This window comes from Microbispora sp. CL1-1, from assembly GCF_012034195.1.
GTDB lineage: Bacteria > Actinomycetota > Actinomycetes > Streptosporangiales > Streptosporangiaceae > Microbispora.
On record NZ_JAATEK010000026.1, the window covers coordinates 37045 to 51615 of the forward strand.

At 73.0% G+C, this 14571-nt stretch carries 12 protein-coding genes; 10 read left to right on the forward strand and 2 right to left on the reverse strand.

Going from position 1 to position 14571, the window contains the following annotated elements; translation table 11 throughout:
- Positions 1–20 precede the first annotated feature (20 nt).
- Genes HCK04_RS26505 through HCK04_RS26515 form a run of 3 tightly spaced genes read left to right on the forward strand, consistent with a single transcriptional unit; the run spans position 21 to position 2778 of the window.
- Entirely contained in the window at positions 21–758 is a 738-nt protein-coding gene (locus HCK04_RS26505) for a (Fe-S)-binding protein (protein ID WP_142650115.1), read from the forward strand.
- Positions 755–2170, forward strand: a complete 1416-nt coding sequence (locus HCK04_RS26510; RefSeq protein ID WP_142650116.1) for a lactate utilization protein B — start codon at positions 755–757, stop codon at positions 2168–2170. Before HCK04_RS26505 ends, HCK04_RS26510 begins: the two co-directional genes overlap by 4 nt.
- Positions 2167–2778: an LUD domain-containing protein gene (locus HCK04_RS26515; RefSeq protein WP_142650117.1), complete on the forward strand. Its 612-nt coding sequence runs from the start codon at positions 2167–2169 to the stop codon at positions 2776–2778. The genes HCK04_RS26510 and HCK04_RS26515 overlap by 4 nt, the downstream gene beginning before the upstream one ends.
- A 152-nt stretch (positions 2779–2930) precedes the next feature.
- Here HCK04_RS26515 and HCK04_RS26520 read toward each other — a convergent pair whose 3' ends face one another.
- A complete protein-coding gene (locus HCK04_RS26520) occupies positions 2931–4004 on the reverse strand; it encodes a Vms1/Ankzf1 family peptidyl-tRNA hydrolase (RefSeq protein ID WP_142650118.1) in 1074 nt (357 codons plus the stop codon).
- 9 nt (positions 4005–4013) lie between these two features.
- Positions 4014–4433, reverse strand: a complete 420-nt coding sequence (locus tag HCK04_RS26525; RefSeq protein WP_142650119.1) for a DUF2795 domain-containing protein — start codon at positions 4431–4433, stop codon at positions 4014–4016.
- 101 nt (positions 4434–4534) lie between these two features.
- Here HCK04_RS26525 and HCK04_RS26530 point away from each other — a divergent pair, with 101 nt between their 5' ends.
- The 7 genes from HCK04_RS26530 to HCK04_RS26560 all read left to right on the forward strand — a co-directional run bounded on the left by HCK04_RS26530 (position 4535) and on the right by HCK04_RS26560 (position 14455).
- Entirely contained in the window at positions 4535–5656 is a 1122-nt protein-coding gene (locus HCK04_RS26530) for a GNAT family N-acetyltransferase (RefSeq protein WP_142650120.1), read from the forward strand.
- 217 nt (positions 5657–5873) lie between these two features.
- On the forward strand, positions 5874–7019 hold the full coding sequence (locus HCK04_RS26535) for a sirohydrochlorin chelatase (protein ID WP_205830735.1): 1146 nt from the start codon (positions 5874–5876) through the stop codon (positions 7017–7019).
- Between the two features lie 64 nt (positions 7020–7083).
- A complete protein-coding gene (cobT, locus tag HCK04_RS26540; protein WP_142650121.1) occupies positions 7084–8172 on the forward strand; it encodes a nicotinate-nucleotide--dimethylbenzimidazole phosphoribosyltransferase in 1089 nt (362 codons plus the stop codon).
- A gap of 161 nt (positions 8173–8333) precedes the next feature.
- Positions 8334–9566: a uroporphyrinogen-III C-methyltransferase gene (gene cobA / locus HCK04_RS26545; protein ID WP_142650122.1), complete on the forward strand. Its 1233-nt coding sequence runs from the start codon at positions 8334–8336 to the stop codon at positions 9564–9566.
- A 56-nt stretch (positions 9567–9622) separates the two neighbouring features.
- Entirely contained in the window at positions 9623–11689 is a 2067-nt protein-coding gene (locus HCK04_RS26550; protein WP_260617407.1) for a dynamin family protein, read from the forward strand.
- Positions 11690–11750: 61 nt separating this feature from the next.
- Positions 11751–13382, forward strand: coding sequence for a GTPase (locus HCK04_RS26555; RefSeq protein WP_142650123.1), 1632 nt, complete (start codon positions 11751–11753; stop codon positions 13380–13382).
- A gap of 266 nt (positions 13383–13648) precedes the next feature.
- A complete protein-coding gene (locus HCK04_RS26560; protein ID WP_142650124.1) occupies positions 13649–14455 on the forward strand; it encodes a single-stranded DNA-binding protein in 807 nt (268 codons plus the stop codon).
- The last annotated feature ends 116 nt before the right edge of the window (positions 14456–14571 follow it).

Consider the following 14571-nt stretch of genomic DNA (forward strand, 5'->3'; position numbering starts at 1 on the left):
ATACACGCCGGGAGGGGCATGTGCGGGTAGCCCTGTTCGTCACCTGCGTCAACGACACGCTCTTCCCGGACACCGGGCGTGCGGTCGTGCGCCTGCTGCGCCGCCTCGGCGTCGAGGTGGACTTCCCCCGCGCCCAGACCTGCTGCGGCCAGATGCACGCCAACTCCGGCTATCGGGACGAGGCCGTACGGCTGGCCCGGCGCAGCGTGGCGGCGCTGCGCGGCTACGACGCGGTCGTCGTCCCCTCGGGTTCGTGCGCGGCCATGATCCGCGAGCAGTACCCCAAACTGGCCGGGTCGTCCGGGCCCTTCGCCGACGCGGTGGCGCAGGTCGTGCCGAAGACCTACGAGCTGACCGAGTTCCTGATCGACGTGCTGGGGACGACCGACGTGGGGGCCTACTTCCCCCACCGGGTCACCTACCACCCGACGTGCCACTCCCTGCGCGGCATCCACCTGGGCGACCGCCCGCTGACGCTGTTGCGCCAGGTCAAGGGGCTCGAACTGGTGCCGCTGCCGGGCGCGGAGGAGTGCTGCGGCTTCGGCGGCACCTTCGCGCTGAAGAACGCCGACGTGTCGGCGGCGATGTGCGCCGACAAGGTGCGAGCCGTCCTCGACACCGGCGCCGAGGTGCTGTGCGCGGCCGACAACTCCTGCCTCATGCACATCGGCGGCATGCTCGGCCGCCAGAAGTCCGGCGTACGGGTGACCCACCTGGCCGAGATCCTCTGCTCGACCGAGACGGCGGGGGTGCGATGAGCGTCACCTTCCTCGGCATGCCGGCGGACCGTCCCTTCCCCCGCAACGCCGCGAGAGCCGTACGGGACTCGCAGCTGCGGTTCAACCTGCGCAAGGCGACCCGGACGATCAGGGCACGGCGGGCGAGCGTCGTCGCGGAGGCGCCCGACTGGGCCGAGCTGCGCGAGGCCGGCCGTGCGATCAAGGAGCACACGCTCCGCAACCTGGACGAATACCTGGTGCGGCTGGAGGAGTCCGTCACGGCGGCCGGGGGCCACGTGCACTGGGCCGCCGACGGGGACGAGGCCAACCGGATCGTCGCCGACCTGGTGAAGGCCACGGGCGAGACCGAGGTCGTCAAGGTCAAGTCGATGGTCACCCAGGAGATCGGCCTCAACGAGGCGCTGCACGAGCAGGGCATCACGGCGTACGAGACCGACCTGGCCGAGATCATCGTGCAACTGGGCGACGACCGGCCCTCGCACATCCTCGTCCCGGCGATCCACCGCAACCGCGCGGAGATCCGCGAGATCTTCGCCGAGCACATGTCCGGCTGGGGGCGGCCCGCCCCCGAGGACCTGACCGACGAGCCCGCCGCGCTGGCCGAGGCGGCCCGGCTCCACCTGCGCGAGCGCTTCCTCAAGACCAAGGTCGCGATCTCCGGGGCCAACTTCGCGATCGCCGAGACCGGCACGCTGGTCGTGCTGGAGTCCGAGGGCAACGGCCGCATGTGCCTCACGCTGCCGCGCACGCTGATCAGCGTGGTCGGCATAGAGAAGGTGCTGCCGACCTGGCGCGACCTGGAGGTCTTCCTGCAACTGCTGCCCCGCAGCTCGACCGGGGAGCGGATGAACCCCTATACCTCCATGTGGACCGGCGCGGCCGAGGGCCAGGAGTTCCACCTCGTGCTGCTCGACAACGGCCGCACCGGCGTGCTCGCCGACGAGGTGGGGCGGCAGGCGCTGCGCTGCATCCGCTGCTCGGCCTGCCTCAACGTCTGCCCGGTGTACGAGCGGGTGGGCGGCCACTCGTACGGGTCGGTCTATCCCGGGCCGATCGGGGCGATCCTGACGCCGCAGCTGCGCGGCATGGGCTCCGAGCTGGACCGCTCGCTGCCGTACGCCTCCTCGCTGTGCGGCGCGTGCTACGAGGTCTGCCCGGTGGCCATCGACATCCCGTCCGTACTCGTGGACCTGCGTTCCCGGGCCCGCCACCCCTGGCCGGAGCGCGCCGGGATGGCGGCGGCCGGATGGGTGTTGGAGCGGTCGGGACGGCTCGCGCGCCTGCAGCGGGCCGGGGCACGGCTGCGTCGGCTCGTGCCCCGCAGGCTCCCCGGGCCGCTCGGCGGCTGGACCGACACCAGAGACCTTCCCGAGGTGCCGAAGGAGTCGTTCCGCGACTGGTGGGACCGCACGGACGGAGGACGCCGATGAGCTCCCGCGACCTGATCCTCGGCCGGGTCCGCCGCGCCCTGGCGGGCGTGCCCGACGTCGAGATCACCCGCGCCTACCGCGGGCCGTCGGACGAGCCGGGTGACATCCGCCTGTTCGAGGAGCGCGTCCGCGACTACCGCGCCGTGGTCCACCTCGTGGACGAGCCGGGCGTGGCGGAACGCGTCGCGCGGTCTCTCACCGATCGCGGGGCGCGGCGGGTGGTCGTGCCCGCCGGGTTCCCCGCGCCGTGGCTCGCCGCCGCGGACGCGGAGGCGGTCGCCGACGACCCGCCGCTGAGCGCCGCCGAGCTCGACGCCGTGGACGGCGTGCTCACCACCTGCGCGGTCGCGATCGCGGAGACCGGCACGATCGTCCTCGACGCCGGGCCGGGCCAGGGCCGGCGGGCGCTCACGCTGGTGCCCGACTATCACCTGTGCGTGGTGCGGGCCGCAGAGATCGTCGCCAACGTGCCGGACGCCGTCGCCCGGCTCACCCCCACTCGGCCCCTGACCTGGATCAGCGGCCCCTCGGCGACCAGCGACATCGAGCTGAACCGGGTCGAGGGCGTGCACGGCCCCCGCACGCTCGAAGTGCTGATCGTGACCTGACCCCGGCGCGAGCACCCGGGCGCGAAGACCTGGGCGCGACAGCCCGGGCGTGCTGACCCGGGCGCGAAAGCCCCGGATCGCAAGCCGGCGGTCGCACGCCCTGGGTCGCACGCCTACACGTCACTAGCCGTTCCGGGTCATGAACCCGGGGGTCAGAAGCGCAGCAGCGCGCCGATCCCGTCGGGAGACTCCAGCCTCGGGACGAACCAGAGCTCGGCGTCGGTCGCGGCCACCGCCCGTGCGAGGGCGGCGTCCGCGCGTTCCCGCATGGGCTCCTCGACCCCCCAGGCGGCCAGCTCCGCAGGGTCGGTCGACAGATGCGTGGGCTCTGGGCCGATCCACATCATGGCCGTGGAGGACGGGTCGTCGTGCATCAGCAGCACGGCCACCCGCCGGTCGCGCAGCGCGCGTGCCGTCTCCGCCAGGCCCGCCACGGCGTTGCCCGACGCGTACGTGTTCAGCAGCTCCTCGCAGCGCCGCTCGATCCAGGCCCGGCAGGCCTCTTCGACCTCCCGCCGGAAGTGGTCCAGGTCGGCGCCCGGGGCCCGGCTGCCGTGCTCGGCCACCGTCAGCCGCCGTACGACGTCCTTGCCGAGGTGGTCGGTCACGAGCCCGCGGGCCTTGGGATCGCCGGCGAGCACCACGACCTCCGCGCCGATGCGGTGCGCCTCCTTCTCCACCACCTCGGCGAGGGCCACGGCGTTGCGGCGCCAGCCCTCCTCGACCTCCCGGTCGAAGTTGGCCTGCGACCAGCCGCCCTGGCCGGTCTTCTGGAGCGGCCGGGTCGGGTCGGCCACCTCCACCGTCAGCTCGCGCCGCCGCCCGTCGGCCACCACCGCGACGTCGCCTCCGGCCCGGTCGGCCAGCACCTCGATGTGCGGCACGTGCTCGCCGCGCTGCGCGAGCAGCGGCACCACGTGAGGCAGCGGCGACCAGCGTGCGGTCTGCCGGCGCGGACGGTGCCGGAGCGCCTCGGTGAACACGACCTCGCCCTCCACGGCGAAGACCGCGCGCCCGGGCGCGGCCCACGCCGGATCGGACATCAGCTCGCCGATGGGGTCGAGCGCGGAGGCGGGCGCTCCCTCCTCGGCGAGCCGTTCCCTGAGCTGCGCCCACCGGCGCTGGACGACGTTGGCCGTGCCCTCGGAGGACCGGTCGGTGTCGACGTATACCGAGGCGTACGGGCCACTGCGCTCGTACAGCCCGCGGATGAAGTCCAGTCTCACGGGCCCTCCCTACCAGCGCTGGCGTTCGACTCCGAGTCCAAGGGCCTTCGCGACCTCCGCGATGTTGTGGAACGTCATTTCGGGCAGCCGCCGTACGGCCTCGATCACGGCGTCGGGAGCGTTCTTGCGCCGGGCGTGGGCGATCAGCCTGGCCGGGTCGGCGGGGAACCCGGCGTCGCTGAGCCAGGTGGCGAGGTGACTGCGGCGTTCCACGTCGGCTGGGGTGATGCCGAGCGGCGTCCCGGGCTCGTGCCCGGGCGGGTGCCGGCGGGGCGGCGACATGTCGTCCTCGGGCTGCTGCGTCGGCTCGGGCTCGCGCCACTCCTCGACGCGGGTGGGTCCGGCGCCCTGCACGAGGCCTTGCGTCTCGTGCTTCTGCTCCTCGTCGAGCCGGCGGCCGTGTTTGTCGCTGCCGCGCTGGATACTCATGACCTCACCTCCCGATTAGGGTCACTGACGTGCCTCGTACCCGGACCGCCTGCCCCAAACATCGGGAGCGGTGCGGCCGTGTCCCACATAACCCCCGACGGGTGAAAAATCCTCTTCTGGGATGGAGCGACGTATTGTTCGACGAGCGGCTGACGATCAACACGGAACGGCTGATCCTGCGGCCGTTCGGTCCCGGGGACGCGGGCCAGGTGCGGGCCATCATCGAGGACGGCGCGCACACCACCGCGCTGCCCCCGGGCGCACCCGGGCACGCGTCCGGCATCGCGCAGTGGCTGTCGTACGGCGTGCACGAGCTGTGGCGCTCGGGCCAGGGCATCCACCTCGCGATGCACGCGCGGCACGGCGTGGTCGGGTCGATCACGGTCTTCAAGGCCCAGTGGGGCATGGGCACCGCCGAGGTGGGATACGGCGTGCATCCCGGCTACCGCCGCCGGGGATACGCGACCGAGGCGCTCCGCGGTCTCGTCGGCCGCCTGCTCGGGGAGGGTCCGCTGCGGCGGATCGAACTGCGGGCCAACGCCGACAACCTCGCGTCGATCAGGGTCGCGGAGAAGGCCGGCTTCATCCGTGAGGGACTGCTCCGCGGCGCGGGATTCGAGGACGACGGCCCGCACGACCTGGTGGTCTTCGGCAGGCTGCGCGGCGACGAGCGGTCGGTCCCGCGCCGCAGGATCGAGAGCGAGCGGCTGGTCCTGCGGCCGTTCGCCCGGCAGGACGCCTTCGACGTGGTCGACGCGGTCAAGGGCGACCCCGAGATCGCCCGATGGATGCCGTGGGCCGAGGGTTACACGCTGGAGCGGGCGCTGGAGTGGTGCACCCGGCTCGCGCACGCGAACGGCCCCGGCTATGGTGGCAACTTCGCGATCCAGCCGAAGGACGGGGAACGGCTCGCCGGAGCCATCGGCGTGCAACGTGAGGACCATGAACGCGGGGACGCCGAGCTCGGCTACTGGATCGCGCCGTGGGCCCGCCGCAGGGGGTACGCGGTGGAGGCCACGCGACTGGCGACGGCCTACCTGTTCGATCTCGGCTTCCATCGGGTCCACCTGCTGGTCGCGACGGGCAACCGCGCGAGCCAGGGGGTCGCGAGGAAGGCCGGGTTCATCGAGGAGGGCATCATGCGCCGGGCGCTGCCGGTCCCCGGGGGCTGGGCCGACGCCGTCCTGTTCGGCATGCTCAACGGGGAAATTTCATGGCAATAGGTAAAGAATCCCCCTAGCCCCTGTGCCCATCGGTCAAGTGGCCACCATGATTGGGGGCCGGAAGGCTATCCTCGCCAGCCGTGAGCCTCCCGCCGGCCGGTGAGCGCGCATCCAGATGCGGGAGATCCGTCCCGGCACGCGAACGGGGTGGCGCCGGCCCGGGCGGGGCGGGGGATTGTGAACGACACGCAGGTCAACTGCAGGGGAGATCAGCTAGATGAAACCGCCGCTGCTGCTCATCGGCCACGGCACCCATGATGAGACCGGCGTCGCCGAGTTCGGCAGGTTCGTTCACCGCCTCCGCTGCCGCCTTGACGGGCTTCCCGCCGAGGTGAGCGGCGGCTTCATCACGAACGCCCGCCCCCCGCTCGGCGACTCCATCGCCTCTCTCGTGGCCCGCGGACACCACCACCTGATCGCGGTGCCGCTCAGCCTCACCGGCGACCGGCGCGCGCTCGGGGACATCCCGGGCACCATGGCACTGGAGCAGGAGCGGCATCCCACGCTCGAATACGACCTCGGCCGCCCCCTCGGGCCCGACCCGCGCGTGCTCAGGCTCCTCGCGGAGCGGCTCGCGGACGCCCGCGCGGAGATGCCGCGGTTCGTGACCGACGAGCCGCCCGCCGAGATCGCCCCCAGCGAGACCGCGGTCGTCCTGGTCGGGCACGGCTCCACCGACCCCGCCGTCAACGCCGAGGTCCACCGGGTCTCGCGGCTGTTCTGGGAGACCCACGCCGCCGACCTGCTGACCGTGGAGACGGCGTACGTGTCGCACACCCGCCCCGGCGTGCCGGGCGGCCTGGAGCGCTGCCGCAGGCTCGGCGCCAAGCGCGTGATCGTCCTGCCGTACGTCCTGTTCGCCGGCGGAGTCCTCGAACGCATCTGGGCCCAGGCCCTGGCGTACGGCGCCAACCACGAGGGCCTCGACATCCGCTGCGCCGAGGTGATCGGCGACTGCGAGGGCCTCGCCGACGTGGTGATCGACAGGTATGAGGAGGCGCTCGCCGGAGGCGGTCAGTCCTCGGCGCCCGCCGCCCGCCGCCCGTCCCCCGGGCTGCCGGTGACCCGGCCGCCGTTCCCCCCGCGGCGTACGCCGGAGGCGGGCCCGGGCGCCGCGAAGGACGCTGGCCTCGTGACCGCCATCGCCCCGCGGCTGACCACGGCCGGGGAGACCGGCGGCGAGCCGCTCGACGCGGACGCCTTCCAGGGAGTCGACGGCGAGAGGCCGGAACCGGAAACGGCAGGCGCTGACGGGGCCGATAGCATGATCGGCGTGGCCGGCCGCGGCGACGCGGGGGAGGAGCCCCGCGGAGACGCCCCGGACGGGCCGCTCCCCCAGCCCGGAATCGCCAGCGTGGTGTAACCGGCCTGCCGTAGCCGACGCGCTACGTCAGGCGCCGTGTGGCCGCCGCGCAGAAGGAGAGAGCATGACGTCCCCCCTCGGCGAGACGATCGGCGCGATCCGCCCGGTCGAGCCCGGCCCCATGGCGGAGGCCAGGGCCCACCAGGACAGGCTCACCAAGCCGAGCGGCTCGCTCGGGGTGCTCGAAGACGTCGCGGTGCGGCTCGCCGGCATCGCAGGGACGTGCCCGCCGCCGCTCCCGGCCCCGGCCGCCCTCGCGATCTTCGCCGCCGACCACGGCGTGCACGCGCAGGGGGTCAGCCCCTGGCCGCAGGAGGTCACCGCGCAGATGGTGGCCAACTTCACGGCGGGAGGCGCGGTCGCCAACGCCTTCGCCGCCGAGGTGGGCGCGTCGGTGACCGTGGTCGACGTCGGCGTCGCGGCCGACCTGCCGCCCGCGCCCCGGCTGCTCGCCCGCAAGGTCGCGTACGGCACGGCCGACCTGTCGCAGGGGCCCGCCATGACGGAGGAGCAGGCCACGGCCGCCCTCACGGCCGGGATCGAGGTCGCCCGCGACCTGGTGGAGGCGGGCGCCCGTTGCCTGGTCACCGGAGACATGGGCATCGCGAACACCACCGCGTCGGCCGCCCTGATCTGCGCCTTCACCGGCAGGCCCGCCGCCGAGGTCACCGGCCGGGGGACCGGCGTCGACGACGCCACCTACGAGCGCAAGATCGAGATCGTACGGCGCGGCCTGCGGGTCAACGGCATCGCCGAGGCGGGAGCCGGACCCGAGGGGCCCGGCGAGGCGCTGCGCGTGCTCGCGGCGGTCGGCGGCCTGGAGCACGCGGCCATCGCCGGATTCGTGCTCGGCGCCGCGGCGGCCCGGGTGCCGGTCATCCTCGACGGCGTGATCGCCGGAGCCGCGGCCCTGGCGGCCGGCGGGCTCGCGCCCGACGCCATCGGCTACTGCCTGGCCGGGCACCGCTCGGCCGAGCCCGGCCACGCGGTGGCGCTGGCCCATCTCGGTCTCGACCCGCTCGTCGACCTGCGGCTGCGGCTGGGGGAGGGCACCGGCGGACTGCTCGCCCACCCTCTGGTCAGCGCGGCGGCGCGGGTCATGCACGAGGTCGCCACCTTCGACTCCGCGGGCGTGGCCGACAAGGCGGAGTGAGGCGGCGCGGCCCGCAGGCGGCAAGGGCGAGTGGAGGCGGCGCGGCCCGCGGCCGATCGCTCTGTGGACTCACAAGTCTCATCCTGTGAATGTCGCCCGAGCCCAGCGGGTAGGTTTGCCTCCTAACAATGCACACTTGACGCTCTAGGGAGACAGGGGTCATGGCGCCCTACCTGCTCGGCCTCCGCCTTGACGGGCGGCGGGTGCTCGTGGTCGGCGGGGGACGCGTCGCTCAGCGACGGGTTCCCGCACTGCTCGACGCCGGAGCCTCCGTCACCCTGGTTTCGCCCAGTGTCACCCCGGCGCTGGACGACCTCATCGCCACGGGCCGGGTGATCTGGGAGCGGCGGCCCTACCAGGTCGGCGACTGCGACGGCGCCTGGCTGGTGCACGCCTGCACCGACCACCGCGACGTCAACACCGCGGTCGCCGCCGAGGCCGAGGCCAAGCGCATCTGGTGCGTGCGCGCCGACGACAAGGACGCCTCCGCGGCTTGGACCCCCGCCAGCGGGCGGGTCGACGAGGTCGGCGTGGCGGTCACCGCGGGCGGCGATCCCCGCCGCGCGGCCGGCATCCGCGACGCGATCGTGGGCGCGCTGCGCGACGGCACCGTCGACGCCCGGCGGCACCGCACCAAGCCCGTCGGCGTCGCGCTGGTGGGCGGCGGTCCCGGCGACCCCGGCCTGATCACCGTGCGCGGACGCCAGCTCCTGGCCCAGGCCGACGTGGTCGTGGCCGACCGCCTCGCGCCGCGCGCGCTCCTGGACGAGCTGTCGCCCGACGTCGAGCTGATCGACGCGGCGAAGGTGCCGTACGGCCGGTCGCTGTCCCAGGAGAAGATCAACGAACTGCTCGTCGAGCACGCCCGCGCGGGCAGGTTCGTCGTGCGGCTGAAGGGCGGCGATCCCTTCGTCTTCGGCCGCGGCGGCGAGGAGATGATCGCCTGCGCCCGGGCGGGCATCCCGGTGACCGTGGTGCCCGGGATCACCAGCGCGGTCGCGGTCCCCGGAGCAGCCGGGGTTCCGGTCACCCATCGCGGGGTGAGCCAGGAGTTCCACGTCATCTCCGTGCACGTCCCGCCCGGCGACTCCAGGTCCACCGTCGACTGGCCCGGATTGGCGAGATCGAACGGAACTCTGATACTGCTCATGGCCGTCGAACGGATCAAGGAGATCGCCGAAACACTCGTTCGAGACGGACGTTCACCGGAAACTCCCGTGATGGTGGTACAGGACGGTACTCTTCCGACGCAACGAGCCGTTACCGCGACGCTGTCGACGGTGGCGGAACGGGTGACCGCGGCCGGGGTGCGGCCTCCGGCGATCGTCATCGTCGGCGAGGTCGTCAAGGTCGGCCAGGAGATCGAAATGGTGCGAGCGGAGCGGATCCCGTGAGATCGGCAGCCAGGAACACGCCCGACCACGGGACCGGTGCGGGTTCCGGTGACGCCGTGACCGAGGAGCGGGACGTCGCGGAGCGGGACGCCGGGGAGCGGGACAGCGGGGCGCACCCGGAGTCGCCGGGGGAGCGGACCGTCGCGTTCCGCGCCATCCGCGACGACGAGACAGCGGACCGCCCCGCCGCGCAGAGCGCCTCGCCTCCCTCGGGCCCCGGATCCGAGGGCGAGCCGGTGGTGGAGGCAGAGGACGCGCCGCAGAGCCGTGCGGACGACGCGGAGGGCGCCGAAGACGCGGAGCATGCCGAGGACACCGCCGATCATGCCGAGGTCGCCGAGGATGCCGCCGATGAGCCCGGCGAGACCCGGGAGCCCGGCGAGACCGAGGAGACAGAAGAGACCGACGAGTCCAATGACTCCGACGGCGATCGGGTCCGTTCGTTCCCGATGCCGGAGCCGGTCTCGGCGGCGCTGACCGAGGCGCTCAACCAGCTCCGTACGGCCGTGAAGGGCCTGCACTTCGGTCTCGACGTGCCGGGCTCCGAGGAGGCGCGCAAGGCGCAGGCCGCGGTCCTGGCGCAGCTCGACGACTACGTCATCCCGCGAGTGCACATGAGCACCGCGCCCGCGCTGATCGCCATCGCCGGTTCGACGGGAGCGGGCAAGTCCACCATCGTCAACTCGCTCGCCGGAGGGAAGGTCTCGGCCACGGGAGTGCGCCGCCCCACCACGGCGACGCCCGTGATCGTCTGTCACCCCGACGACCACGAGTGGTACGCGCAGGGCGACCTTCTGGGCGGCCTGCAGAGGCTTGAGGAGCCCACGCGGGACGCCCCGGCCGGCAGCGTGGTGCTGACGTCGAGCCCGTCCCTGTCCCGGGGAATCGCCCTGCTCGACACGCCCGACATCGACTCGGTCGTGGAGGAACACCACGAGATCGCGCACCGCATGCTGGACGCCGCCGACGTGTGGGTGTTCGTCACCACGGCGTCCCGGTACGCCGACGCGCCGTCCTGGGGCCTGCTGCGCCGGGCCAAGGAACGCGGGGCGCGCCTGGTCATCGTGCTGTCCCGGGTGCCGCCGAGATCCCGTGAGGTCGTCGTCAAGCACTTCGGCCGGATGCTGAACGAGTACGGCCTCGGCGAGGTCGAGTGCTTCGTCATCAACGAGACGTCCGTACAGGACGGGCGGCTGCCCGAGATCGAGATCGCGGATCTGCGCATCTGGTTGTCCGGGCTGTCGGCCGACGACGAGCGGCGCGAGGCGGCGGTCAAGACGACGCTGAACGGCGTGCTGAACAGCTTCCGCACCCGGCTGCCCGCGCTCGCCCGGCACCTCGAAACCCAGGTCGCCCTGCGCGCCGATCTGCGCTCCGACGTCGACGCGGCCTACATGGGCGCCCTGACGCGGATCGACGAGGCGACCAGGGACGGCTCGCTGCTGCGCGGGGAGGTGCTCGCGCGGTGGCAGGACTTCGCCGGCACGGGCGACCTCATGCGCACCCTTCACCTGCGCCGCGGCGGCGCCAAGAGCCACCAGCAGGGCCCGGAGCGGGTGCGCGGGCTGAAGACCGCCCTGCGGTCGGGCCTCGAAGCGCTGATCAACTCGGCCGTCCAGCAGGCCGCGGAGGAGGTCGTGACGCGCTGGCGGCAGCGGGCGGGCGCGGGCGACCGCCTGGCCGCGACGCCTGGGCTCGGCCGCCCGTCGGAGGAGATCGCGCGCAGGACCACCAGGACCGTCACGGCCTGGCAGGACCACGTCACCGAGCTGATCCGCACCGAGGGCGTGACCAAGCGCTCGGTGGCCAAGCTGATCTCCTTCGACGTGGAGTCGCTCTCGCTGATCTTCATGATCGGGCTGCTCGGCTACGGCGCCACGGACGCCCCGGCGGGTGCGGGCGCCGGCACGCTGCCCCAGCGGATGCTGCGCGGCCTGCTCGGTGCCGAGTCGCTGCGCAACATCACCGCCAAGGCCCGCAGCGATCTGCGCGCCCGCGTCGGCCTGCTCTTCGACGAGGAGACCCTCCGATACGTCGACGCGCTCGACAGCGCCGGAATCCCGGACGAGGCCGCGGCGACGCGGCTCTACCAGGCAACGTACAACCTCGAGGTCGCACGATGACGACGGAGCCGATCCGGCAGATCACGCGCGGGTACGTCTCCGGCACCACGGTGAGGAATCCATGACGGCTCTCAGCACCGCCGAAACCCGGCACGGGCTCGGCTCCAGGCTCGCCGCCCTGGCCAAGATCGTCGAGCTGGGACAGGGCCGGCTCGACCCGGCGCTGGTCACCGAGGCCGCCCAGCTCCTGCTGCGCGCCGGCGACCGGCTCAAACTGTCGTCCGACCACACGGTCGTCGCGCTCGCCGGTGGCACCGGCAGCGGCAAGTCGTCCTTGTTCAACGCCGTTTCCGGGCTGGAGCTTTCGCCCATCGGCGTACGCAGGCCGACCACGGCGCGCACCCACGCCTGCGTCTGGGGCATCGACGGCGCGGGCCCGCTGCTCGACTGGCTGCAGATCCAGTGGCGGCACCGGTTCGCCCGCGCCAGCGCCCTCGACAAGGGCGAGAGCCAGTTGCACGGGCTCATCCTGCTCGACCTGCCCGACCACGACTCGATCCGCGCGCTCACCGACCACGAGGCCCACCGCCTGATCCAGGTGGCCGATCTCATCGTGTGGGTGCTCGACCCGCAGAAGTACGCCGACGCCTCGGTGCACCGGCGCTACGTGACCGAGCTGAACCGGCACGACGCGGTGACGGTCTTCGTGCTGAACCAGTCCGACCGGCTCACCCCGGAGGAGCAGGCGGAGTGCGTGGCCGACCTGGAGGAGCTTCTCCGGCGTGAGGGCGTCACCCATCCCCGGGTGGTCGCGACGTCCGCCACCACCGGCAAGGGCGTCGACAGCCTGAAGGCCGTCCTGGCCGAGTCCGTTGCCGTCCGGCGCGCGGCCTACCAGCGCCTGGAGGCCGACCTCGACCGGCTGGTGCAGCGACTGGTCAAGCACGTGCCCGAGCTGCTGCGGGTGGAGCCCACGGTGGACGGCGCCCGGCGCGCCGGGCTGGTCGAGGCGCTGTGCGACGCGATCGGCGTCTCCGCTCTCGGCGAGGCCATGGAGAACGTGTACGCCGTCCGGTCGGACGACTGGGTCGGCTGGCCGTACGCGCGATGGGTGGCCCGGATGCGGCCCGACCCGCTCAAGAGCCTGCGCCTGGGGGCAGTGAAGGACGACATCCGCGGCCTCGTCGCGAGCTCGGTCACCGCGCAGCCCGCCGAGGTGGACAACGCGGTGCAGGCGCTCGCCGACGGTCTGACGGCCGGCATGCCGGAGGTGTGGCGCGACGGCGTGCGCGAGGCGGCCCGCTCGCGGGTGGACGATCTTCCCGAGGCGCTGTCGGGCGAGCTGTCGGAGGTGGCCCCGCCGCTCGACCGCGTGCCCGTCTGGTGGTGGCTGCTGAAGATCTGGCAGTACCTCCTGGTGCTCATGTTCGTCGCGAGCCTCGCCTGGGCGGGCGCGATCTTCGCGTACGGGGTCTTCAAGGTGGGCCGTCCGCCGTCCGAGGTCCTCGGCGACGTGGCCGTGCTGCCCTGGGTGGGGCTGATGATCCTCAGCGTCCTCGGGCTCGGCCTGTTCTCGGCCATGGCGAGCAGAAACTTCGTGGTCCTCGCCGCCGGCAAGGAACGCGACCGGCTAGAGCGCGACATGAGACGCCGGGTCGGCGCCCTGGCGCAGGAAATGGTCGTCCAGCCGCTCGAACGCGAGCTGCAGCGCTACAACGAGTTCTTCGGCGCGATGGCGGCCACCCGCCGCTGAACGGAACGCCGCGCCCCGGGGATCCCCCCGCGCGGCGTTCTTGCTCCGTACGACGCCGTCGGACACACCGCCACTGGACCTCCCGCCCGAGACGTACCGCCGCAGGCCTGGACCTCCGGCCGCCCACCCGTCGGCAGGCCGACCGGGAGAGCTGTCCACAGGCGTGGCTTCGTCCACAGAACGCGGTTCTGGCCTGTGAGGCGGTGCGACGCGCGGCCAGTGTGTCCCCCGAGCCCGGCGAGTGACCGGGCCGGGGAGGCACTCCGATGAACGACATCTACGTCACGCTGAGCGGGAACGTCACCGACGACCCCCGGCAGTACCAGTTCCGCGACGGCTCGCGTGTCACCTCGATGCGGATGGCCGTCAACAGGCGCGTCCTCGACCAGCAGACCAACACCTGGCAGACCAGGGACACCACCTACTACACCGTGCGCTGCTACCGCGGGCTGGCCGACAACGTGCAGCAGTCGATCCGCAGGGGACACCCTGTCGTGGTGTACGGCAAGCTGCGGATCAAGCAGTTCGAGCGCGACGGTGAGCAGCGGTTCTGGGCGGAGATCGAGGCGAGCTCGGTGGGCCATGACCTGAAGTGGGGCATCGCCACGTTCGAGAAGCCGATCCGGGCCTACGCGGCGGGCGCGCCGAGCGACGACGAGCGCCACGCGATGGAAGACGCGACGCGGGAATGGGAGCTGACCAGCCGCAGCGGCCCCAGCGGGTTCAGCGGCCTCGGCGAGCCCGGCGCGGCGTCCGTCGCCGACGGAGACGACGACGAGGCGTTCGACGCCCTCGTCGGCGCGCGGGGCCAACACGACGCGGCGCCCCGAAGCAGCGGCAGCGGAGAGATCGGCACAGGGGGAATCGGCACGAGACTCGGCACGGCGGAGATCAGCGGAGAAAACGGTACGACGGACGCCGCGACGAACGGCACGATGGAAAGCGCGGCGGACGCATCGGACGAGACGACCGACAGGGCGACAGGCGATGTGACGGACGAGGTGACGGAGCCGGAGCGCGGCCTGGGCGACGGCGGCGAGGCCGCCTGGCTCCCGCCCGCGCTGGCGGCCTAAGGGCCTGTCGCGAAGCCTGGTGAGTCAGTCGTCTGGCGCGGTTATGTGGCGACGGCTTGGTAGCAGTGCCTTGTCAGGTGCTCAGATGGGCGCTGCGAGCAGGCCGGCGAGCGGCG

Bases quoted from the DNA above. Each gene is read 5' to 3' on its own strand.
- HCK04_RS26510 (WP_142650116.1), top strand. From the start codon at position 755: ATGAGCGTCACCTTCCTCGGCATGCCGGCGGACCGTCCCTTCCCCCGC.
- HCK04_RS26515 (WP_142650117.1), top strand. From the start codon at position 2,167: ATGAGCTCCCGCGACCTGATCCTCGGCCGGGTCCGCCGCGCCCTGGCG.
- HCK04_RS26525 (WP_142650119.1), bottom strand. From the start codon at position 4,433: ATGAGTATCCAGCGCGGCAGCGACAAACACGGCCGCCGGCTCGACGAG.
- HCK04_RS26535 (WP_205830735.1), top strand. From the start codon at position 5,874: ATGAAACCGCCGCTGCTGCTCATCGGCCACGGCACCCATGATGAGACC.
- cobT (WP_142650121.1), top strand. From the start codon at position 7,084: ATGACGTCCCCCCTCGGCGAGACGATCGGCGCGATCCGCCCGGTCGAG.
- cobA (WP_142650122.1), top strand. From the start codon at position 8,334: ATGGCGCCCTACCTGCTCGGCCTCCGCCTTGACGGGCGGCGGGTGCTC.
- HCK04_RS26555 (WP_142650123.1), top strand. From the start codon at position 11,751: ATGACGGCTCTCAGCACCGCCGAAACCCGGCACGGGCTCGGCTCCAGG.
- HCK04_RS26560 (WP_142650124.1), top strand. From the start codon at position 13,649: ATGAACGACATCTACGTCACGCTGAGCGGGAACGTCACCGACGACCCC.